Source organism: Pleurocapsa minor HA4230-MV1, assembly GCA_019359095.1.
GTDB classification, from domain to species: domain Bacteria; phylum Cyanobacteriota; class Cyanobacteriia; order Cyanobacteriales; family Xenococcaceae; genus Waterburya; species Waterburya minor.
In genome coordinates, this window is record JAHHHZ010000035.1 from 36729 (window position 1) to 60924 (window position 24196).

The 24196-nt window shown below is 40.4% G+C and carries 18 protein-coding genes; 6 read left to right on the forward strand and 12 right to left on the reverse strand.

The window, feature by feature from the left end:
* Positions 1-5 precede the first annotated feature (5 nt).
* Together KME09_23715 and KME09_23720 are read left to right on the forward strand one after the other, a co-directional pair.
* Positions 6-179 carry a hypothetical protein gene (locus KME09_23715; protein MBW4536943.1) on the forward strand — a complete coding sequence of 58 codons (174 nt, stop codon included), beginning with the start codon at positions 6-8 and terminating at the stop codon, positions 177-179.
* Between the two features lie 221 nt (positions 180-400).
* Positions 401-1069 (forward strand): phosphoribosylglycinamide formyltransferase, encoded by a 669-nt coding sequence (locus KME09_23720; protein ID MBW4536944.1) that lies wholly within the window; start codon positions 401-403, stop codon positions 1067-1069.
* A 212-nt stretch (positions 1070-1281) separates the two neighbouring features.
* On the opposite strand, the gene rpmB is transcribed toward KME09_23720, so the two are convergent.
* From rpmB to gyrB, 3 genes are all read right to left on the reverse strand, one after another.
* Positions 1282-1518: a 50S ribosomal protein L28 gene (gene rpmB, locus KME09_23725; GenBank protein MBW4536945.1), complete on the reverse strand. Its 237-nt coding sequence runs from the start codon at positions 1516-1518 to the stop codon at positions 1282-1284.
* A gap of 392 nt (positions 1519-1910) precedes the next feature.
* Entirely contained in the window at positions 1911-2627 is a 717-nt protein-coding gene (locus KME09_23730; GenBank protein MBW4536946.1) for a Crp/Fnr family transcriptional regulator, read from the reverse strand.
* A 323-nt stretch (positions 2628-2950) separates the two neighbouring features.
* Entirely contained in the window at positions 2951-6190 is a 3240-nt protein-coding gene (gene gyrB, locus KME09_23735; protein MBW4536947.1) for a DNA topoisomerase (ATP-hydrolyzing) subunit B, read from the reverse strand.
* 246 nt (positions 6191-6436) lie between these two features.
* Between gyrB and KME09_23740 the strand changes: the two genes are divergently transcribed.
* The gene (locus KME09_23740; GenBank protein ID MBW4536948.1) at positions 6437-8173 is read left to right on the forward strand and encodes a diflavin flavoprotein; all 1737 of its coding nucleotides are present in this window, start codon (positions 6437-6439) and stop codon (positions 8171-8173) included.
* A 359-nt stretch (positions 8174-8532) separates the two neighbouring features.
* On the opposite strand, the gene KME09_23745 is transcribed toward KME09_23740, so the two are convergent.
* The 7 genes from KME09_23745 to KME09_23775 form a co-directional block, all read right to left on the reverse strand.
* Positions 8533-9708, reverse strand: a complete 1176-nt coding sequence (locus KME09_23745) for an MCE family protein (protein MBW4536949.1) — start codon at positions 9706-9708, stop codon at positions 8533-8535.
* 61 nt (positions 9709-9769) lie between these two features.
* Entirely contained in the window at positions 9770-10591 is an 822-nt protein-coding gene (locus tag KME09_23750; protein MBW4536950.1) for an ABC transporter ATP-binding protein, read from the reverse strand.
* A gap of 30 nt (positions 10592-10621) precedes the next feature.
* Positions 10622-11695, reverse strand: a complete 1074-nt coding sequence (bchI, locus tag KME09_23755; protein ID MBW4536951.1) for a magnesium chelatase ATPase subunit I — start codon at positions 11693-11695, stop codon at positions 10622-10624.
* Between the two features lie 196 nt (positions 11696-11891).
* Entirely contained in the window at positions 11892-12641 is a 750-nt protein-coding gene (locus tag KME09_23760) for a DUF429 domain-containing protein (GenBank protein MBW4536952.1), read from the reverse strand.
* A 334-nt stretch (positions 12642-12975) separates the two neighbouring features.
* Positions 12976-13893, reverse strand: coding sequence for an FTR1 family protein (locus tag KME09_23765; protein ID MBW4536953.1), 918 nt, complete (start codon positions 13891-13893; stop codon positions 12976-12978).
* A gap of 67 nt (positions 13894-13960) precedes the next feature.
* Positions 13961-14440, reverse strand: a complete 480-nt coding sequence (locus KME09_23770; GenBank protein ID MBW4536954.1) for a DUF4112 domain-containing protein — start codon at positions 14438-14440, stop codon at positions 13961-13963.
* Between the two features lie 209 nt (positions 14441-14649).
* Positions 14650-15105, reverse strand: a complete 456-nt coding sequence (locus tag KME09_23775) for a DUF1499 domain-containing protein (GenBank protein ID MBW4536955.1) — start codon at positions 15103-15105, stop codon at positions 14650-14652.
* 146 nt (positions 15106-15251) lie between these two features.
* Here KME09_23775 and KME09_23780 point away from each other — a divergent pair, with 146 nt between their 5' ends.
* The 3 genes from KME09_23780 to KME09_23790 all read left to right on the forward strand — a co-directional run bounded on the left by KME09_23780 (position 15252) and on the right by KME09_23790 (position 18903).
* A complete protein-coding gene (locus KME09_23780) occupies positions 15252-16664 on the forward strand; it encodes a UDP-N-acetylmuramoyl-L-alanine--D-glutamate ligase (GenBank protein MBW4536956.1) in 1413 nt (470 codons plus the stop codon).
* A 66-nt stretch (positions 16665-16730) separates the two neighbouring features.
* Complete coding sequence (locus KME09_23785; protein MBW4536957.1) at positions 16731-18134, forward strand: cyclic nucleotide-binding domain-containing protein; 1404 nt, start codon at positions 16731-16733, stop codon at positions 18132-18134.
* 64 nt (positions 18135-18198) lie between these two features.
* Positions 18199-18903 (forward strand): Crp/Fnr family transcriptional regulator, encoded by a 705-nt coding sequence (locus tag KME09_23790; protein ID MBW4536958.1) that lies wholly within the window; start codon positions 18199-18201, stop codon positions 18901-18903.
* Between the two features lie 107 nt (positions 18904-19010).
* On the opposite strand, the gene KME09_23795 is transcribed toward KME09_23790, so the two are convergent.
* Both KME09_23795 and KME09_23800 read right to left on the reverse strand, forming a co-directional pair.
* On the reverse strand, positions 19011-19460 hold the full coding sequence (locus KME09_23795) for a hypothetical protein (GenBank protein ID MBW4536959.1): 450 nt from the start codon (positions 19458-19460) through the stop codon (positions 19011-19013).
* A 252-nt stretch (positions 19461-19712) separates the two neighbouring features.
* A complete protein-coding gene (locus KME09_23800) occupies positions 19713-24041 on the reverse strand; it encodes an amino acid adenylation domain-containing protein (GenBank protein ID MBW4536960.1) in 4329 nt (1442 codons plus the stop codon).
* Between the last annotated feature and the right edge of the window lie 155 nt (positions 24042-24196).

The window sequence follows — 24196 nt, forward strand, 5'->3', positions numbered from 1 at the left end:
TAGTCATGAAAAGCGAAATAAAACCAAGTCAAACTCCCGATCTTGAAGATCCTAAGTTCGGTTTTAACTCTTATGCCGAACGCCTCAACTCTCGTGCAGCGATGATTGGTTTTGCAGCAATTTTGATTATTGAATACACTACAGGCAAAGGTTTACTGGCTTGGTTGGGTTTACAGTAAAGGGCTTTGCCCTAGCTATAAGCCATAAGCTATTTAGTTAAGTAATCTAAATCCGCTAAAAGCTAAAGGCTAAAGCCCGAAGCCTAAAAGTTTTTTTTGGTAAATTTGGAGAATGCAGATCGAAAGATGAGGAATTGGAGAAGTTACTGATTAAATCATGCTAAGAGTATTAGTGACTAAAACGACAACTTTAGCCAATATAGGCTGTCAAGCTAAAACTAATGAGCGAATCAGTTACACAAAATAACCAGAATAATTGCGAATCTGGTGCAGTGTTAATTTCTCCCCATCTTTCAACTTCATCTCAGGTCAAATCTCCTCTTCAGTTAGGGGTAATGGCTTCTGGGAGTGGAACTAATTTTGCAGCAGTGGCAAAAGCGATCGCTGATGGCAAACTCAACGCAGAGATCAAAGTCTTGATTTACAATAAACCCTGTGCCAAGGTAAAGGAACGAGCCGAAGAATATCATATTCCCACTGTACTGCTCGATCATCGCGCTTATCAAAACCGAGAAGATTTAGATCGCGAAATTGTAGCTGTTTTCAAAGCCTATGGTGTAGATTGGGTAATCATGGCAGGCTGGATGAGAATTACAACTCAGGTTTTGCTCGATGGCTATCCTAACCGCGTGATCAATATTCATCCTAGTCTATTGCCTAGTTTTAAGGGAATTAAAGCAATTGAACAAGCGTTGCAGGCAAAAGTTAAGATCACTGGCTGTACGGTGCATTTAGTCAGCCTAGAAGTAGATAGTGGTGAGATTATCATGCAGGCTGCCGTGCCAGTCTTGAGGGATGATACTCTAGATACTCTTCATGCCAGGATACAGGTGCAGGAACATCAGATTTTGCCTCAAGCGATCGCCATTGCTGCATCTCAATCAAGCTAGCTTATCGTCAAAACATTAGTAATAAAATTGCAGCCAAAAGACCATAATCGCGATTAGGCTCCAAGCCCTTGCCCTAAAGGACTAGTCCTAAAGGATTAGCTTCGCGTCCTTCGCGTCGTACCCGAATGGGTATACGCTTTGCGATCGCTCATTAGTCAAGAGGCTGCTAAAACTTGCTATATTCAGTTTTTTTAACTGTAATCAAAGTTGGTTTAGTATTGATTAAGATTAATCCCAGCTTCTTTCGCCATTGCACCGATGCCTCTTTTTTCTAGAGTCTTAATGGCTTTAGTTGATAGACGTAATCTTACCCAGCGATTACCTTCCGCCCACCATACTCTTTTCCATTGCAGATTAACACCCTGCAATTTTTTGATCCGACGGTGCGAGTGAGACACTGCCATCGCGTTATTGGCTTTTTTGCCCGTTATTGTACACTTACGACCCATGATTTACCTTAAAATACGTTTCACAATCTATCATTATAGTCAAACTTAGACCTAGATTATTATTTTATTCAAAAGCTTCAAGCTATAAGCTATAGGTTCTAGGCATTTGGCATAAAGTAGCTAACCCCAACGATGAGCAAACAGCATTAACTCTTCAACCGAAAATTCGTCCTGCCAACTACAGTTTTGACACTTAAACCCAAATCTTTGATTAGTCAGAAATTCTCGATACTCAATTTTTTTAGATAAGCAATGGGGGCAGCGACCTTTAAGTATGCAAGATTTTAACGATTCCTGTTTGTCTTTGATAGCTTTTTCTGAATAATAATATTAATCTAACTTATTTAATGCATAATAATATATTTGTTGTCAGTACGTTATTGTACTAATGTTTAACCTCTACGAGAACCTAACAGGCGAATAAATTCATTTTGTACCAGATGATAACATTCACAAGCTGTTTCTTCTAACGCCTGTTGACTGAGAATCGTGATTTTACCCCTGCTATAGCGAATTATGCCCGCTTGCTGTAAAATACCTGCGGCAACGGTAACTCCAGAACGGCGCGTACCTAACATATTGGCAATAAATTCTTGAGTTAATGGCAATTCATCTTTTAAGATGCAGTCTTGAACTGAAAGCAGCCAGCGCGCCAGTCTTTCCTCAATATTATGCTGACGATTGCAAGCAGCACTTTGAGATACCTGAGTTAACAACGCTTGAGTATAGAGCAAAAGTAGCTTTTGTAGTTTTTCTCCTCGCTGAAACTCTTCAAGCACCACTTCTGCTGGAACTTCCAGTGCTGAACCAGAAATCTGTACTATGGTTCTACTGGTGGTGGAATAGCCACCTAAAATGGCCGTTAGACCAATCATACCTTCATTGCCAATTAAACCGATCTCCGTAGTTGAACCATCCACCATAATAGACACGAGAGAGATCATGGCTCGTTGGGGAAAATAAATTTTGCGAATCGGTTCGTTGGGTTCTAAAAGAATTTCTCCACTGATGAGATTAACTTGTTTTAGATGCGAAGCGAGACGGCGATATTCAGCTGGGGGCAAAGCTGCCAATATTTGATTGATTGGGAGATCTGCATGATCGCTCATTATTTTGTCAATTTAGATTAATTAAATCGAAGCAGAGTATACTAAGGTCTATGCTTCAATCAGATAAATCTTCTAAATCTTCTGTCATGGCGCTCTAGTATAGGCTTCAGGGTCATAAAATTAGACTATTATTTAGCACAATTGCCGATAATAATCTGATTCGTCAAAAATTATACAGAACAAAAATGACGCGATCAGTCCGTTATTGTACATAAGTTTACATTTCGCAATAAAAAAACACTTAATCGCATTTGTGGGATTAAGCATTTTATTAAGTAAAGCTAATTATGGCTGCACGCAGCTAATCGCCTGCGTTAGAAATGTTAAATATCTAGATCATCGAGATTTAAGTTGGGTGCGTGAGTCTCAATAAATTCTCTTCTGGGAGCAACGCGATCGCCCATCAACACAGTAAAAATGCGATCGGCTTCAGCTGCATCATCGATCTCTACCTGTTTCATCGCACGGGTTGCAGGATTCATGGTGGTATCCCAAAGCTGTTGGGGCATCATTTCACCTAAACCTTTGAATCGCTGGATCGTATAGTTGGCATTATCAGGAAATTCAGCAATGCGCTGTTGTAATTCGCGATCGCTATAGCAATATTGATGGTTGCGTCCCCGTTCTAATTTATATAGTGGGGGACAGGCAATATAAATATAACCCTGATCGACTAAAGCCCTTTGATAACGGAAGAAGAAGGTTAAGATTAAAGTTCTAATGTGCGCTCCATCAACGTCAGCATCCGTCATAATCACAATGCGGTGATAGCGTAATTGGGAAGGATCGAACTCATCTCCTTTGATACCTAACCCCAAGGCGGTAATCATCGACTGAATCTCATTGTTCTTATAGATTTTGCTGTCATCAGTCTTTTCAATGTTGATAATTTTACCTCTTAGGGGCAAAATTGCTTGAAAACGGCGATCGCGTCCTTGTTTAGCACTGTTATGAACAAATACACCACTAGCTAAAGCAAAGTTATGAGTATGGGGAACTTCAATATCATAAACATCATATCTTTCTGTAACAGGCTCGATTTTGACAACTCTGTGGTTATAGTTGGCAACTGCTTCATAAGCCTGTTCTCGATCTCCAGCAAAGTAGCGAGTAGTAAAAGTATCGAATTTCAACAAGGATTTATCCTTAGTCTGAAGACGATGTTGACGGTAAGTCTCTAAATCTAGACTACCTTGTTCTATTTCAATCTGTTTTAAGGCTTCAAGGGTTTTAAGGTAATAAGTCTTATTTAAAGCTTCACGACGTTTTTGACGAAACTCATCCGTCCACTGTTCTTTGGTTTTTGCTTGACGCCAAGCTAACAACTCTTGATTTTGCCATTGTTTTTGCGCAATTTCTGATAGTTCTTGTTTGGCTTCTGGGTGATTAGCAAAATATTTACTAGTTCTGGCAGCTTGAGCTAATTTGTTGGCTTCATCACTCCAGTACTCTTTTTGTGCTTGTTCTAAGTGTTGTCGATTTTGTTGGCGATATGCTTCATTACTTTCATAAAATTCTCGCCATTTTTGCATCATGTAAGCTTTATAGGCTTCGTCTTGCCACTGTTTTTTAGCCTGTTGGGATAACAATTCTCTGGTTTTAGGCTGCTTCATGCGATCGCTCATTTTAGAACGAAATTCGGCACTTTGACGAATTTGTCGACACTTTTCGATTACTTCAGGACGATGAAGAGTTTTTTCAATCTGAATTCGATGCAAGGCAAGATGTTCTGAGGCAGAAAGTCTTTGCAGATTAGTAGGATTATTGTTCAGCTTATTAAAATCAATATGATGACAATGCTCACCATCTTCTTGCTGATAAACGCCCTGCCAACGGTTATACCAATCAGCAATAGTATGGGTAAATAGCCAAGAATCAGAACGAGTATCCCAAACCATTTCATAACCATCAATGGTGATACCTGGTTCCTGAATGTCAGAAAGTTTACGATACAGTGGCATCAGAGAGTCATTACTTGTCAAAGATGCTGCTGCTTTATAAGTACCGTTGCGTAATAAGAAACGATGGTCTGGAGTACAGATAATTTCTGCTCCATTATCAAGAGTTACTTTGATCACCTCGGCATTTTTTTTGGTAACTCTAGCGTTGATAATTTTTTCCACCCCAACTTTGCCATCTTGACGAATTGTGTAGCAGAAATTTTGCTTACCAGCTTCTTGCTCGGCTACTAGCTCTTTAAAACTGAGAGAGCGACCATCTATTAAAGCTACTTCTGTATCTCCTGAAAAACATCCCCCCGCTGAATCGCCTTCCACCAGGAAGATCTCTGACTCTTCAGGATCGCGAGAACTACAGTCAGCGAGCTTTCCTGGTAGAGGAGAAGATTCTAATACAGATTTACGGCGGACTAATTCCCGTGCATGACGAGCGGCTTCGGCTGCTTTAAAAGACTGCACCGCCTTCTCAATAATCGAGTCCCCTACATTGAGATTAAACTCTAGGTATTCATTCAAGACTTCTCCTACCAGAGAATCAACAATACCGCGAACTTCTGTATTACCTAGCTTGGTTTTTGTCTGTCCTTCAAATTCAGGATCGGGTACTTTAACCGAAACAACTCCCGTTAAACCCTCGCGGATATTTTCACCCCCTAGGTTAGAATCACTTTCCTTCAGCTTGTTGCGCTTACGGGCAAAAGAATTCATGGTTCTAGTTAGGACAGTTTTCAATCCTTCTAGATGAGTTCCACCATCAATGGTGCGGATGTTGTTAGCAAAGCCCAACAGGTTATCACTATAGGCATCAATACACCACTGCAAAGCTACTTCTACAGTTACGCCATTTTTCTCTTTGTTGATATAAATAATATTCTCATGAAGAGCATCTTTGTCGCGATTCATATATTCGACATACTCTTTGATCCCACCCTCGTAACAAAAAGTGTCCTGACGCTGTTCTTCTCCACGGTTGTCGCTGAAGGTAATCTTAATCCCTGCATTGAGATAAGCTAACTCTTTTAACCGTTTTGACAAGACATCATATTCAAAAACAGTGGTTTCAGTAAAGATGGTATCATCAGGAATAAAATGAACCGATGTTCCCGTGCGTTTAGGCTGTTCTTTGTTCGGCTTCACTTCTAACTGACCTTGAGGTTTACCCTGTTGGTAGGATTGCAGATGAACCTTTTGGTCGCGCCAGACTGTAACCTCAACTAATTTAGACAGGGCATTAACAACCGATACACCGACTCCATGTAAACCACCAGAAACCTTGTAACCACTGCCGTCACCACCAAATTTTCCTCCAGCGTGCAGCACTGTCATTACTGTTTCCAGGGCAGACTTGCCTGTTTTAGAATGAATTCCTGTGGGAATACCCCGTCCGTCATCGGTGACCGTGATTGAGCCATCGGGATTAATGTCAACTTCGATATGGGTGCAAAAACCAGCCAATGCCTCATCAATCGAGTTGTCCACCACCTCATATACCAGGTGATGCAGTCCCTTGGGCCCTGTTGAACCAATATACATCCCTGGACGTTTGCGTACTGCTTCTAAACCCTCCAGTACCTGAATTTGATCGGCATCGTAAGTGGTAGTCATGTATTTCTCCGAAAAAGCCTTAGAGCGTTAGTGATTGATGCGTGATGAAAAATTACTCAAAAATTCTAACACAAAAGGTCTATTGACCGCCTTAAAGCTTTCTAAATTGATCTTTGGCTGTGGGATTGTACCCTTGATTTATGGCGAGATAATGATCGACATTCCAATAGAGCTATTTGTCCTTCGGGTTGCGCCTTCTTGATAAACTTAAACTTAAGCATAGTCAAGATAAAATCGATAAAATTTATGCCCTCTGCTAATAAAGCCCAGGATGTCCAGGTGTTTCCCGTCGCTGCTGATACTCGCGTGTTGCGATCGCGTACTTGGTCACGACTCAAATTTGAAATTGAATACGCCCTCCAAAAAGGGACTACTGCTAATTCTTATTTAATTGAAGCAGAACGGGTAGCGTTATTCGACCCCCCAGGAGAATCTTTTACGCAAATATTTCTGGATGCGCTGCAAGCTCGGATCGATCCGCAACAGATTGATTATGTCGTGTTAGGGCATATTAATCCTAACCGCGCTGGTACTCTCAAAGCTTTACTCGCCATTGCACCCCAAATTACCATTGTTTGTTCTAATCCTGGTGCGATATCTCTAGCCAAAATTCTGCCTGATACAGAATTAAAGCTGCAAATTATTAAGGGAGAAGATACTCTCGATCTTGGTCAAGGTCATGTTTTAGAGTTTGTGACTACTCCTAACCCGCGTTACCCCGATCATCTTTGTACTTACGATCCGCAAACGGCAGTTTTATATACCGATAAAATATTTGGTTGTCATGTGTGTGGCGATCGCGTTTTTGATGAAGGTTGGACGGTAGACAGCGAAGATCGGCGCTACTATTTTGATTGTTTGATTGCCCCCCACGCGCGACAAATGATGATTAGTCTGGATAAACTGGCGGCTAAACCTGCTCGTGTCTACGCTACAGGCCACGGCTCTTTGGTTAAATATAGCCTAATGGAGCTAACAGCCGATTATCGCACCTGGGCGCAACAGCAGAATACTCTTGAATCACGGGTGGCTTTAATTTATGCTTCTGCCTATGGTAACACCGCCACTATAGCTCAGGCGATCGCCAGAGGAATCACCAAAGCAGGGGTAGCGGTAGATTCAATTAATGCTGAATCTGCCAAACCAGAAGAAATCAAAACGGCAATTGAGCAATCTGCGGGCTTTATTATGGGTTCACCTACCCTGGGAGGACATGCCCCAACTCAGATTCAGTCAGCTTTAGGGATTGTTTTGGCAAATGCAGCTAAGACTCAGCTAGCAGGGGTATTTGGCTCTTTTGGCTGGAGTGGTGAAGCAGTCGACTTGTTAGAAAATAAATTTCGTAATGCAGGTTATAAGTTTGGGTTTGAACCGATCCGCATTAAGTTCACACCTACAGATGCGGTACTCAAAACCTGTGAGGAAGCGGGTACAGACTTTGCCCAAGCCCTCAAAAAAGCTCGACGCGATCGCCAAAAAGTAAGACAGGCTCAAGGTATTGATTCTGATGTAGATCGTACAGCTAAAGCTGTTGGTAGACTGGTAGGCTCAATGTGTATTGTCACCACTAAACAAGAGGAAGTATCGGGGGCGATGTTAGCTTCTTGGGTATCCCAAGCTACTTTTAATCCGCCTGGTTTAACTGTGGCTGTGGCGAAAGATAGAGCGATCGAATCTCTTTTATTTAAAGGTAATAACTTTGTGCTTAATGTTTTGCCCGAAGGTAAACATATTCCTTTGATGAAGCATTTTCTCAAGCCGTTTGCTCCAGGAGAAGATCGTTTTACAGATGTAGCTACAGAGGAAGCTAGTAATGGTTGCCCGATCTTAAAGGATGCTTTGGCTTATGTTGAATGTCAGGTAGCTAACCGCTTAGAATGTGGCGATCATTGGTTGCTCTATGCTGTCGCCCAACAGGGTAATGTTCTACAACCTGATGGTATTACAGCGATTCATCATCGTAAATCAGGAACACATTATTGACGCTAACTGACGTTACCCATAGAAGAGTTAGTAATTACAATTATGTCGGGAGATAGGGAGACAATACTTCTCGTTTAACAAATGCGGATTAATCTATGAGGCTAGAAAAGTAACGAGTAACGAGTAACAAGTAACCCTACCTACTATTCACTACCTATTTGCGAAGCTTATCCTTTAGGACTACCTACTACTTAACTAATCAATAACAAAGCTTAAACGAGAAGTATTGGATAGGGAGATAGGGAGATGGGGAGATAATTATTGCCCCAAGTCCCCACACCCCTACGTAAAAACTATAGAGTAAATTAGCAGGTGCGTAATATCAGAATTATTAAGTTTACTTGAACAAGCAAACTCTTCTACTTTTTAGGAGGATTTTTAGTAACAGAGGTAAATTTATCTGACTGCAATGGTTTAATTACTTGGCTGGTTTGAATTTGCTGCTCTAGCTGTTCGGTGCTGGAAACTAAGCCACCTAAGCCATTAACCAGATCGCGAACATTTTTGAGAAAGGCAGGATCTCCTGTCAGCGACTCCAGATCGGAGGTAATTTTCTGCGCATTATCAAAAGTTACTCTAGCCGAATCTAAAGTCTGCTGTAGACTAACTACACCCCGATCGCTACCAAAGCTTTCAGTAATATTTTTGAGATTATTGGAAGCAACTACCGCGTTCGTAGTCAACTCGTTGAGATTGCGCGCTAGTTTTTTGGTATCAGCAGCATCGACTGTTTTATCTATTTTAACTACTAAAGTTTGAAGGCGATCGCTAGTGGTGCTAATACTATCTAAAGTACTGGTCAAATTAGACTCATTTTGAGCAATTAGCTGTTCGACATCCTTAGTTAATTGATTAACTTGTTTAGCAGTGGTTTGAAAAGCCTCAGCGGTAGTAACCAACTCTTGAGAAGTATTCTTGACCTCTTTCTGTAGCTCATTGACTAGTGCCGTCGTGTTTTTGGTTAAACTGGCAACTTCTGAGGCAGCAAGCCCTGTATTTTCTACGGTTGAGTTTACTTTCGCCACAAATTCTGGTGTACTGTAAGCTCTACTAAGACGATAGGTATAGGGCAAGAGATCGTCTATGGTAATGGCTTTTTCGCCCCTTAGCCGAGCATTATCACAAATTATTTGGTCAGAATCGCAATTTGAGCCAGCAGGATCCATATTAACTACATTGGCGGCTAAAGAGGATTGAGGAATAATGTCAATAAAAGTATTACCAATTAGCCCTGAGCTTCTTGCTACTAGGGTTGCATCGCGAGGAATCAACAGCTCGTTAGAATTAATCTCAATCACAACATCCACCCCATTGGTACTGGGCTGAATATCATCGATCCTACCCACCTGTAAACCTCTATAACGTACACCATCGCCAATTTTAATGCCGTTGACATCAGGAAAATCGGCAATAATTTGATAGCTTTTGTTGCTGAATGAAAAACCTCTAATCCAGAGTGCTAATCCGCTAAACAGCAAAATTCCCAAGATAATTAGTAACCCAACTGAACCCTCTCTTAAGGTACGCGATCGCATACAACTCCTCTTAATTATTTAATTCTATTGTAGTCAGAGATCGCCCTGGTCAGACCGTCGATCAAGTGACGTGAATGGGCCCATCTATGCTACCGCTAAAAAACTGTCTTACGAGGGGGTTATCGGTAGTATCAATATCTTCGACTGTACCAATCCATTGTATTTTGCCATCGTAGAGAAAAACAATCCGATCTGCCGTGCGACGAATCGTACTGTGTTGATGACTAACCATAATGTAGGTGCCACAGCCACGTACTGTACATTGTAAATCGCGCACCAAATTTTCAATTACAGTCGAGGCGATCGGGTCTAAACCTGCGGTGGGTTCATCGTACAGCACGATTTCTGGTCTACTTTGAGGATTTTCGGGGTTAAAAATAATTGAACGAGCAAAGCTAACTCGCTTGCGCATCCCCCCTGATAACTCAGCAGGAAAACGGTTATTAGTGCCTGATAAACCCACCATTTCTAGCTTTTCATTAACTAATTCTTTGATTCTACGCCGATTCAGGTTTGAGTGTTGGTAAAGCAAAAAGCCAACGTTTTCCTCTACAGTCAGAGAATCAAATAAAGCAGCCTGTTGAAACACCATACTAATCCCAATGGGATCGCTTTGGTCTTCAATTAAGCCTGTGCGTTTTTCACCATTGATATAAATTGCTCCCTGGTCAATTGGCATCAACCCAGCAATCATGCGGAGTATAGTCGATTTTCCTGTCCCAGACGGGCCGATAATGACTAATGCTTCTTGTCGAGCAATTTTAAGATTCACTCGATCGAGAATCACATTCTTACCAAATGCTTTGCTCACTCCCCGAAGCTCAATTAAAGGAACTTGCGGATCGATTTGAGTTACCCCTGGATTTTCTGTGGTTACTGCCATAAGCTCAAAGTTTAATCGACTATGCTTATTTTACTCTTCAAGTTCTAGACCGAATACGCGAGCCACAGATTTGGACACTTTATAACCAGAATCAATTGATTCGAGGGGATCTTTACGTAAACGATGGCGCAGACATAAAACAATCACTCGGCGAATGTCATCCACTGTAACTTCAGTCCTTCCTTCAAAAGCAGCGATCGCCTTAGCAGCACGGTTAGTTACAATATCACCCCGCAAACCATCTACATCTAATTCTGAGCAGATCTCCGAAATTTTGACCCGCAAATCATAATCCAGCTTCACTGAAGGTAAGAGTTGCTGCGCCTGGACGATTTTTGCTTGTAAAGCTGATTGTTCTGCATCATACTTTTGACTAAAAGCATCAGGATTACCGTCAAAGTCGCTTCTTTGTTCGACAATTTGCACTCTAAGATCTGGTTCTTTTACTGTGCGGATCTCGGCGTGCATACCAAAGCGATCTAGTAGCTGGGGACGTAATTCTCCTTCCTCTGGATTTCCCGAACCAACCATGACAAATTGTGCTGGGTGACGAATTGAAATTCCTTCCCTTTCTACAGTATTCCAGCCTCCAGCAGCGGAATCTAACAGTACATCTACTAGATGATCGTCTAAAAGATTAACCTCATCGACATACAGAATGCCACGATTGGCTTTAGCGAGCAATCCAGGTTCAAAGGCTTTAATTCCCTCAGCAAGCGCTTTTTCTATATCAATTGTGCCACATACTCGATCCTCCGTTGCACCTAGGGGTAAATCGACCATCTGCACTTTTTTCTTAACAGTCTCGATTGCTTCTCCCTGTTCCAGCTTTTGCTTGACTTCATCACTCATGAGATCGGGATCTTGCGGATCGCTATTAAATGGATCGCCCGCTACGACATCAATTTCAGGTAATAGATCGGCTAAAGCACGAATAGTGGTGGATTTGCCTGTACCGCGATCGCCCATAATCATTACCCCACCAATTTTGGGATCGATTACGTTGAGCAAAAGAGCTAGTTTCATCTCTTCTTGTCCCACAATAGCCGTAAAGGGAAAAACCTGGCGACGAGTTCTCTTAGGGGAGGGGATTGTTGCAGTCATATTAATCTTGGTATATCAAACAGGTGAGCTTGCCGTTATAGTCGTACAAAGTTAGATTAGGACAATTAGGGTGATCGACTCGTAGGTAGTAGGTAGTAGGTAGTAGGTAGTAAGAGGCAGTATTTCAAAAATGTCCTAACGTTTTTACGTACGGCTATAATTGCTTATTTTTAAACGTATTTTATTGTGCCATGTTTCAGGGTTGCTCAGCTATTGAAGGATGAGGAATGACGATAAAGCCTGTATCAATATTTCCCAAGACGATATTTTTTGCTTCTCCCCAATACCACCAGTGAGCAGCGACATAGGCGCAGAGGAGGCTATCTAAGCGATCTTCGATCGCCTTTAATTCTTTGCCTGTTTGTTTGGTGGCGATCGCAGGAAGATAATTTAAAGAAGATAGACTAAGAGCAGGTTCTAGCTTGGGCAAAATATTTGTAATATAGCCTCGTAATTTAATTAACTCGTTACGGCGATCGCTTAATTTACCCTTTTTGTATTTTAAGATTTTTTCTAACCCAAATAAATTAATTGTGGCAGGATGGGGAAATACTTCGATTTGGTATCTGCCTAACTGCTGTGGCTCAATAGTTGGTGCGTGTTGAAAGTTTTTAGCTAGTAAACTTTGACTAAAACCAGTAGTGCGCAGGGCAAATTTAAGATTTAGATTAGCGGGATAGCAGCCTGCATGATAGCGACCAAAATATTTATGGGTTAACTTATCAGCTAATCTCATTCCTGTATGATTATTGATGATTGTCGGCGCATCAATAGCAATTAAAGCTGGTATTTCCCCCAATGCCTGGTAATCAATCCAGTGCAAAATATCCTCAATGTTTAAAATTGTGGTGAGATCGAGAATTTCTAAAGTGTTATGTTGCCATTCTAGACAGCATAACCCGCTTGCACCAGATGACCAGCCAAAATCAACCCCAATAAATTTCATCTATAGCCGTACAAAGTTAGATTAGGACATTAATAGTAATCGGCTCGAAGGTAGTAGTTAGTAGGTAGTAGGTAGTAGGTAGTCCTAAAGGACGACGCGTAGCTAGTACCATATCCGAAGGTGTATCCGTGATAGACAAGGGTATAACATGCTTTAGCATAAGCTTCGTGACCGTAGGGCGACGCGTAGCTAGTCCTAAAGGATAAGCTTCGCAAATACTTTAGTAAATCCTTTAGGGCAAATAGACTTTAGTTAAAAAACGCCCTAAAGTTTAGTATTGCTATAGCACTTTTTTATTCTGGGAAAACCGTTAGCTTATAGCTTTTTGATAACTTTAAACGGAAGTAGATTGCTTGTTAGGTGATAACTTAATTCCCAGACTTTGAAAGTAAGCTATTCCAACGGCTAATAAGAAAGAAAAATAGGCAACAATTTGCCCTAGATATAGAGTCTGTCGGTAGCCAAATAAAGCTTTAAAAATAATTCCAGGAAACTTTTGATCGGGTAGTATGTTTGAGCCATCCCATACCTGAGCGCCCAAAATGCAAGAATCATTAACACCTAAACACCAGTTATGAGCCGATAGCTGAGAGATTAACCCTAATGCAGCATCAAAGTGCTTAAGCGCACCCATGACCAAACCACCAACAATTAATAGTAAAAATACTCCCATCACCTGAAAGAATAAGCGAATATTAATTCTTACTCCCAAGGAAAATAGAGCAATTCCCATTAACGCAGCTACGGTTAAACCAGCGATCGCACCAAGAGTGGGTAAAGTCCAATCCTGCTGAAATTTTGCCAAGATAAACAACACCGTCTCAAAGCCTTCTCGGACTACCGCAATAAAAATTAAGAGAAAAACAGCCTTACCAGAATTTTCGTTGCCTAAAGCTGAAGTAATTGCCCCTTCAACCTCTCCTTTGAGAGATTTTGCCTGTTTAGTCATCCACAGCAGCATCCAACTTAACATGGCGATCGCCACTACCCCAAAGATCCCTTCTAACAGTTCCTTAACTGCGGGTGCATAAATCCCTCCCGCCGTCTCGACTCCCGAAATTACCCCTGTCAAGAGCAAGCCTACGGCGATACTGGCAATAATTCCCGCAAATATTCCTAAATAAACCCAGCGATATAATTGCGTTTGATTTGCTTTCTTCAAACAAGCCATGACGATACCGACGACTAAGGCTGCCTCAAATCCTTCCCGCAGTGTAACGATAAAAGTAGGCAATACAGTAGTAAAATCCATGTTCAATAGTTTGGATATTAAAGATTTAAAGCTTTAGAGTAAATTTTCTTGCTGAACATTAATTAAATTAGTTAGTTATCAGATGCCAAAACCAAGTGACGGTGAAAAAAGTAATTACGGCGAATCCCACGACGATTAAGGCAAGCACAAGAATTAAGCCAAAAATAAATAAGCGATCGCTTTTACTCGATTTTGTCAGATCGAGATGCTTTTCTAATAATTCCAGATTTTTAACGTTAGCTTTCCAACCTAAATCGAATAAATCCCCCACCACAGGGACAGTACCAGCAAAAGAATCAATCAAAATATTGCCGACCATTTTTCCCAAAATCTCGCGAGGAACGCCCATTCTGGCAGCTTCAACCACAATATAGGCAGCAATGCCACCTGTGATGGTATCACCACCTCCAGGAATTAAACCTAAAATGGGATCTAACCCAAAACTGATCTTAGTGCCAGGAATGGCGATCGCATTATCCAAGATTCTACTAACACGACGCAACCTTGTAAGTTTACTAATCTGTTTGGGAGAAAGTTCTGTTTTCATCGGCTACAAAAAAATTAGGCGTTGGTAATTGAATGTATGATTTACAAAGTGTCTCGGTTCGCAGCTTTCAGCTATTAGCTATTAGCTTTTAGCTCTTTTGATTTAACTAGCTTGCAGCCAAATTAAAAATCCTACCTCTATTTACCAATGCCAAAAATTAATCCCCGTAATTCAGTAATCAGTAATCAGTAATCAGTAATTAGTAATCATTAATTACCCAAATCTTCCATTGCCAGGCGAATTTGCTCAATCCGTCGGCGATTAACGCCCAAGTCTGATTCACCTACCCGCGCAGCAGATCTAACCTGAATGATGTTTTGATCTTCAGGAAAATAAAATTCAGCATCATCGACAAACTTAAAAATACGACTGGTAGACTCAGCGTGAATATAGTTATCAGTATTTTCGATCACTTTGGTACGAGGAACAACAGACAGTACTTTCAAGAGAGTTTCTTTTGCCGTAGTGCGATCGCCTTGATAAGCAATAGGCTCAATTATATGGTCTAGATCGCCATCTTGACTAACAACGCAGTTAGGTGAACTAGGACAAGCAGACAAATGACCATTATCTAAACCAATCGCTGCAAAGGCAGGAGCAGAAAAGATGAGACTGCTGGATAGAGCAATAAGAATACCGACAATAATTGAAATTAAACGAGGCACAATGTTTTACTTTATTTTAATTTTTGACAAAATACTCTTTTACTATAAATTGATTTTGACTTTTAGATCGGGTAGATCGGGCTGTTTTTTTTCTAGAGTGAAAAAATAAGCTAACATTCTATGGGAATTATTACTTTACAGACTCTATGCCCACTGGCGAAATTATTGGATTAGGAAGATCGGGAATTGCTGCTGCCAGATTACTCAATAAAAATGGCTGGCAGGTATCAATTGTGGATTCGGCAACACCAGCACAGGTAGCATTAAGATCTAATGCCAAACAGTTGCAGGCATCTCAGATGGAGTTGGAGCAAGAAGGAGTCACAGTAAGGCTTGACAGTAAAATTTTAGCAGAAGATACTCCTGATTTGATTGTCGTTAGTCCAGGAGTTCCTTGGGATATTCAAGCGCTGAAGAGCGCCAGGGAACAGCAGATTGAAACTATTGGGGAGATTGAACTAGCTTGGCGTTACCTCAATCAGATTCCTTGGGTGGGTATTACAGGTACTAATGGTAAAACTACCACCACAGCTTTAATCGCTGCGATTTTTCAGAGTGCAGGTTTGAATGCTCCCGCCTGTGGCAATATCGGTAATGCTGCCTGTGAATTAGCAATTAAAAATTTGGCTAAAAATTTTGCTGCCCCAGATCATAGTTTTGACTGGATTATTGCTGAATTGAGCAGTTATCAGATTGAATCTTCGTTAGAGTTGGCACCGCAAATTGGTATTTTTACAACTCTTACTCCCGATCATCTCAATCGCCACTATTCTTTAGATAATTACTATCAAATTAAAGCTTCTTTAATACGTCGCTGTCGGCACAAGATTATTAATGGAGACGATCGCTTTTTACAGACTGTTGCTGTGGAATTTGGTTCAGACGTAATCTGGACAAGCATTAAAGGCAAAAATAGTTTTAGAGATAATCGCCATGTCGCCGTATATATTGAAGACGGTTGGATTGTTGCTTTTGACGAACTTATTGCCCCTGTAGCGTTGTTTAAAATGCCAGGGGAGCATAATCTGCAAAATCTTTTGCTAGCGATCGCCGCAGCCAAATTAGCGGGAATAGACAAACAGGCGATCGCAAGTACGATAACTTCTTTTCCTGGAGTCGAACACCGTCTGGAATATATCTGCACTTATCAAGGCATTAAATTAATCAACGACAGTAAAGCGACTAATTATGATGCTGCGGAAGTGGGTTTAAACTCCGTCGAAGCACCTGTGATTTTGATTGCGGGAGGACAGGATAAAACAGGGGATGATCTTGCCTGGATTAATAGTATTAAGGCTAATGCTGCCTTTGTCTTATTGATTGGGGAAGCTGCGCACCTTTTTGCCGAAAAATTACGCGATCGCGATTATCATAACTATCAAATTGTTAACACCATGGAAAATGCCGTAAATCAAAGTATTTCCTTAGCGCAGCAGTATCGGGCAAAAGTTGTCTTACTTTCTCCCGCCTGTGCCAGTTTCGATCAGTATTTGAGTTTTGAAGCGCGGGGCGAACACTTTAGGCAGCTATGTCGAGAATTGCCCTCAAATCAGCCGTAACCAAATCTATTTAGTTATATTGCAATTCTAAATGATCTACTACCTACTACCTGCTACCTAAAAACCATGCTGTGTGTTCAAGAACTGCTAAAACTAGAATTATTTCAAAAGTTAGAACGCGATCGCCTAGACTGGGTTTGCGATCGCGCTACTCAGTTGGAATTGGCTAAGGGTGATACTCTCGTCAAGGAAGGTGATACCCATAAAGGCTTTTTGATTCTCACCTCTGGCAGCATCGGTATTACTCGCTTCAGTGAAGGGGTGGAAATGCCCATTGGACATCATGATGCACCCGCTTTTTTTGGGGAAGTCCCAATCATGACAGGGGATCTAGTTCCCGTAACTCTTAGAGCCTTGACTGACTGCCAAGTTCATGAAATTACGCCTGAAGATTTTTTGCAGCTCGTTCATCAATGTCGTAACTTTGAAAGAACCGTTTTTAGAACAATTCAGCAAAGAGTACAAGGTTTACAGTCATTTATCCAAAATCGCGAAAAAATGGCAGCTTTGGGAACTTTGGCAGCAGGTTTAGCGCATGAACTTAATAACCCTGCTGCTGCGGTAGTGCGATCGCTCAAGGATCTTGCCCCAGCGATCTTAGAGTTACAGCGAATGAACCTCATCTATGGACAGCGCAATGTGGACGAAAAGCATATTAGCCAATGGCTCAAGCTTAGAGATGAAGGTTACAATTTTATGGCTCACCATGACTGTGATCCTTTGGCAATGATGGATCGCGAGGATGCATTGCAAGATTGGTTAGAAAATTATGGAGTAGCAGAAGCCTGGAAGTTGGCTACACCATTAGCAGCAGGAAATATTGAGCCACAGTTACTAGAGCCACTGGTAGAATATTGGCGCGATGATCCTACCGAATTAAAGGATATGGGTTTGCGGTGGCTGGCTTTATCTTTTGAAGTTATGAGCATGATTCAGTCTGGCTTACGTGGAGCAGAACGAGTTTCCGCACTAGTACAGTCGATGAAATCTTATTCTTATTTAGATCGAGGTGCTAAACAGCAGGTAGATGTTCATCAGGGGATTGAAGATACACTGCAACTTTTATCCCACAAACTTAAACAGGGAGTAAATATCAAACGCAGTTACGCTCGCAGTCTACCAAAAATATTGGCTTTTGGCAGCGAATTAAATCAGGTTTGGACTAATCTCATTGATAACAGTATTCAAGCAATGACAGCAAAGGGCAACCTAGAAATTATCACCAAGGGAAAAGGCGATCGCATCATGGTCAAAATAATTGATTCAGGAACGGGCATTCCCATTGCAATTCAGTCTCGTATCTTTGAACCTTTCTTTACGACTAAACCTGTTGGTGAAGGCTCAGGCTTAGGCTTAGATAACGTTCGACGGATCGTGGAAAATCGTCATCGTGGCTCAATTACCCTGGAATCCGAACCAGGCAGAACTTGTTTTGCAATCTGTTTACCAGTTAATATCTGTAATTTTTAATAGGAGCGAAAAAAAGGATAAGAACTATAAACTGAAAGATAAGCTAAAACTGCTATTCCCATAAATGTTAGTTAAAGGTTACTCGTCGCTAGCTCAATTACAACAGCTTTCAATTTTTCAAGATTTAGCGATCGCCCAATTAAAAAATCTCGTTCGGTGCAGTTACGTTAAAGAATATCAGCAAGATGAAATAATAATGCACGAAGGCGATCGCATCCCCCAACAACTGCATGGTTTAATTACAGGAAGACTAGAAATAAAAAAAACTGCCGCTAACGGTAAAGAAACAATCGTGCGCCTGATTCCGCCAGGTGAACTTTTTGCTGCGCCAGCCATTTTTGGTAACGGAATTTCCCCTGCAACCGTAATTTGTCAAGTAGAGTCGCAAATATTAACTATTGACCGCGAAACTTTATTACAGGTAATTTCTCAGTCGCCAGAAATTAGCTTGCGAATACTAGAAGTATTTAACCAACGTCTACAACAACTTCACAATACCGTACACGGACTAATTTCCGAACGAGCAATAGTGCGTTTAGTTAGATTGCTTCAATATTATGGCGATCGCGATGGAACTTATTCTGTAGCCCAAGGCGATCGTTTAAATATTAAACTGCCTTACTATCAAATCGCTCGCAGTATTGGCATCACCTATGAAGAATGCGTGCGGTTGTTTAAAAAACTGAAGGGAACAGTGATTTATAAAAGAGGCGGAACAATTATTATTCAAGATTGGAAACAATTAGCAGCGGCAACTGGCATTATTTAAAGCTTAAAGCGATCGATCCAAACCCCGTCTAGGTTGAAACACATAGTTTTTCTACTTTAGGTTTGAGGTGAGTGGATGTGGTTTAAACAAAAATTAGCTTGTAATAATTAACTCAAATTGCTCATATTAGGCAGAGTATTTACTGATTCATCTGGAGCTTGAGCTTCAGTTGAGGGTACTGTCTCAAGATCTCCTGTTAAGGCTTCTTTTTCGTTAATAGGAATGGGTTCAAATGATACTTTAGCTTCTAGCCAGGCAGTAAGTAAATTTGGTAGATTGCGCTTGAGCCAAAATAAAGCAGCCAGACGCGCAACAGGTTTGATATAACCTACCAGTACTTTCATAATCTTATTTAGTGGTGGGTTGTGCAACTTTTTGTTGGCATAGTTAATTGAACCCACATCAATTAGACTATCGATGATCAGTTTTAAAGCTACTTCTTCTCGTTCGACAATCTGCTGCAACAGCAAGGTAACATCACGCATCCGCTCTTGCTTTTTTAATTCTTCAGCAGCAATTGGTTTAGCGTTGAGAGATTCGTCTGAATATGTCAGCATATAAAATACTACTATTTAATTTACTAAATCTAAGATTTAAAGTTATTCTTCATTTTAGGTCTCTTTCCTCTGTCACACTGTCAGAGTAAATACAAGAACAAGAGCCAAATGTGCTAAACAAGCTAGAGCAACACATTATTTCGGCAATTAGAACCCTACGCAAAAAGGTTAGGATATTTAAACACAACTACTTAAATATTACAAAATTTCCTATTTCCTACTTCCTATTTCTTACTTCCTATTGCCTGTGCGCTAATTCTGTCTCAATTTAACTTGTCTAATTTTAGCTGACTCATCGCACTGAGGTTGCTCTGTAAAATTTGCCAGAATAGGTTTCAGTTTTTCTGCCAGTATCTGAGAGTTTTCTGACTTAAGTAACAAGCTTGTATGACTGCCAGGAACTTCATCAACATCAATTCCTCCCAATGCGAATCCTTGCCAACCGCCATAAGGATCAAAATAACCATAAGCCTGTCTAACCCGAGCGCGGAAAAGAGTTAATTTTCCCTCGTAAACAGTTGGTGTATATCGTTGATTTGCTTGAAAGTTAATATTTTGAATCTGTGAAATCAGCTTTTGCTCTGGCGAACTGAGCAAATTGGTTAGTTTCAAATATTTCTGTTGCCAAGACCAAGGTATTTTAGATTGTAAAATATATTCAAATCGATCTGTAAAATAGGTCAATTTTTCTTTAAATGATAATTCGCTCAAATTATTAAGGTGAATTGATAAGCGTTGTGGAAATGTCGATTTATCGCAACCGTTAGGCCCAAAACAATCAAATAACGCCAGAACAGCTACGGTTTGTCCTTGTCGTGACAGTTGCTGTGCCATTTCAAAAGCTACAAAACCCCCAAAAGAGTATCCTGCCAGAAAATACGGGCCTTGTGGTTGAATTAGTTTAATTTCTTCCAGATAACTACTAGCCATTTCTTCAATTGAAGTTAATGGTGTTTGTTTACCGTCTAAACCTCTTGCCTGTAAACCATAAATGGGTCGTTCTGTTCCTAACGCTGCTGCTAACGTTTGGTAACCCAAAACATTTCCCCCAACAGCATGGATACAAAATAAAGGAGACTGATTGCCGTGGGGTTGAATACTAACCAAAGAAGACCAAGAAGCTGACCATCCTCGCTCTAGCATCAAGTGTGCTAATTGAGCAATCGTCGGTGCTTGAAAAAGAGTTGCTAACGGTAAATTTTTACCAAAAGTGCTTTGAATTTGCTCGAATAAGCGTAATGCTAATAAAGAATTACCCCCCAGCTCGAAAAAGTTATCATCTCTACCAATTGGTTTAACATTTAAAATTCGCGACCAAATCTGACTTAACTGCCATTCCAATCGATCTTGGGGTGGGAGAAAATCGTTTTCTGTTTCTGGCTGATTTATTGGTAGTTTGAGTAGCGCTTGACGGTTTACTTTACCATTGGGAGTTAAAGGTAAGGCATCTAAAAAAACAAATGCCGTAGGAACTGCATAGTCAGGTAATCTAGTTTTAAGAAAGTCGCGTAATTGCCTACTCGTGATTGATTTTGATTTTAAGGTGCAGTAAGCTACTATGCTTGTCTGCTCAAAATTATTAGGAGCGATCGCCACTAAGGTTTCTTTGATTTCTGGATATTGTAGTAAAGTGGCTTCGATTTCTCCCAGTTCGACTCGAACACCGCGAATTTTCACTTGATTGTCAATACGTCCCAAAAATTCAATGTTGCCATCTTCAAGATAGCGACCTAAATCTCCAGTTTTATACAGACGAGCGGTTGCTGAACTACTAAAAGGATCGCGAATGAATTTACTAGCGGTTAATTCCTGCCGATGCAAATAACCTCTGGCTACACCAACTCCACCAATATAAAGTTCTCCTATAGCTCCAATCGGCAATAATTGTAATTCTTGGTCGAGGATATAAAAAGCTTGATTATTGAGAGGACGACCATAAGGAATCGTTTTAGCGGAGTCAGTTAAGTTCTGGATCGGATAGTAGATCGACCAAATTGATGCCTCTGTTGCGCCTCCTAAACTAATGATTTGTAGTTCTGGGTTGAGGGTTTGCAGCTGAAATACTAAGTTAGGACTAATGCGATCGCCACTCAGTAAAATTAAACGTAGAGATTGGGGTAATGTTTGCTTATTAGTCACGATATAGTCGATCAGCAGCTCCATTAAAGCGGGGGCTGAATTCCAAATAGTAACTTTTGATTGGACGATTAATTCTAGCCAATGTTCAGGATTAGGACAGTTTTCAGGTTGAGGAATGATCACCCTACCTCCAGATCCCAAAACTCCAAAAATATCGTAAACAGATAGATCGAAGCTTAAGGAAGATACGGCTAAAATGCGGTCTTGAGAGTTGACTTTAAAGCGCTGTTCGATGTCACATAAGGTATTGACCACACTATGATGTTCGATCTCGACTCCTTTGGGATTACCCGTTGAGCCAGAAGTGTAGATCGCATAAGCTAAATTATGGCTATTAACATTGTTAACAAGATTATTATTACTCGCTGCAATATTTTGCCAGTCTCGATCTAAACAAACTATCTTGGCTGAAGTATTTGGTATGCGGTCATCTAATTTGCCTTGAGTTAACAGGATCTCGACACCCGCATCTTCTAATAGATAGGTTAGCCTAGCGCTCGGATAATTGGGGTCTAGAGGTAAATAAGCGCCACCTGCTTTGAGAATGGCAAATAGAGCGACAATCATTTCTAAGGAGCGATCGAGACATACACCAACTAAAGTTTCGGCTCTAACTCCTAAACTTTGAAGATAACGTGCCAATTGATTGGCTTTTTGCTCTAATTCTCCATAGGTTAAATACTCGCCTTGGCAAACAAGAGCCACTGCTTGCGGATTTTCGGCTGCTTTTGCTTCAAATAGTTGATGGAGACATAGCTCCTGCGGATAATTACTATCGGTATAGTTCCACTCGCCTAGGATTTTCTGACGCTCACCAGCAGATATTAAAGGCAGTTGAGAAACGGGACACTGGGAATTGCTTGCAATTGCTTCTAATAAGATTGTCCATTGCTCAATCATCGTCTCAATGGTTTGAGCTGAAAATACCTCGGTGTTATAAGACCAAAAGTACTCTGCTTGTTGTCGATCGATAATTAAAGTGAGATGACTGGAGGCTAAATTTGCTTGGAGTAGAGAATTTTGCCCTATTTGAGTTACAGCAACTGAAAAATTAGTTTGTCGAGCAGCTAATTTGGGATATCTAGTCATAACATCGCTTACATAAGTTTGATGTTGGTGGTTGAGCCTAAGTCTCTCAGTTACTGTTTTTAAGACGCTAGTAAAATTTTGTTCGAGTTCAAGTTTTAAATTGCAGGGTACATATCGAGCGAACCAGGGATCTTGAGTAGGTCGCTCAAATCCGAAACTGATGCGCTTATTGTTACTTAAACGTGCTAGATAAATCGCGAAGGCGGCAATAGTAACTTCTAGAGAGTCTCGAAGTAAATTAGTAACTGTTGAGCTTAGAGGTAATTTAACTTGTCGATAGTTATTGCAACTTACTGAAGCTACTGGTATTTGCTCAAAAGGTAAACTTAATTGTCGGCACTTAGATAATTGTTTAAGCCAATAAGTTTCCGATGGTGCAATTTCACTGGCAAGTTTAACTACTTCAGCAATTGATTTGGTGTCAATTTCTGGTAGCTTTTGTCCAACCTGCAATTGATAATCAGCAACTAATTCAGCAATTGAAATAGTTTTATTTTGTTGGCTAACAATAGTTTCTAGGGCAATATTATGACTACCTGTAGCCACAATTAATTGTTGATTGGTAATCCCAACTATTGTTCCAGGCGATTGTGAAGATAAAGCTGTTAGCACTTTAACTTTAGTCACAATTACATAGTCTAGACCTGAATTTAAGTTTAATAATAGTTTTGCTGTAGCTAAAGGATTGGGGTAATTACCAAAATCCAAACCTCTAACTAAATTATCAATTACTATCGCTGAACCATTAAAATCAATTATGCCCAGTGCTAGAGGTTTTTGATATCGGGCGCAATAACTACGCTGTTGTAAATCTTGAGACTTAGTAGTTGTTTTTTTAGTTGCTAATTCTTCGATCAATTCCTGAAAAGAAACAATCGCCGCCTGATAACATTTTGCATTAAGAGTTAAAGCAGTTTCTGTAGGTTCAAGCTCTATTTTTACTTGCTTAAATATTTTTCCTGTATCTACCTCTAGATTCATTTCATGCCAGGAGATACCATGCTGCTTTTCACCATTAATAATTGCTAAGGAAGTCGCATTTACTCCAGCATAAGTTGGCAATAGTGCATCATGATAGTTGATCGCTGTATCAGCCAGTTCTAAAACTTCTTGATTTAAGATAGTGTGATTGACAATACTAAATATATAGTTGCATCGCAGAGTAAATATTTGTTTGAATTGCCGAAGATTTTTAAAATAAAGAAGATTATGGTTTTTTGCCCAAAGAGCGATCGCTTTACTAGGAGAAATGATTGCTTTAATTTGATGATGATTACGAATTAGTATTTCGGCACATTCGATTAATAAATTTCCTTCTCCAATTAGTATGCAATTAAATGAAAACTTCTTCATATATTTTCTTAGCTAATCTTTTAATTTTCATAAATTGATTAATCTATTAAACGGCACGACAAACTAGCAATTAGCACGCTTAAAATAACTAATCACAAAAACGTTTTATATTTATCGAAAACTAAGTAACAATAAGGTTAGGATACTATTTTGAT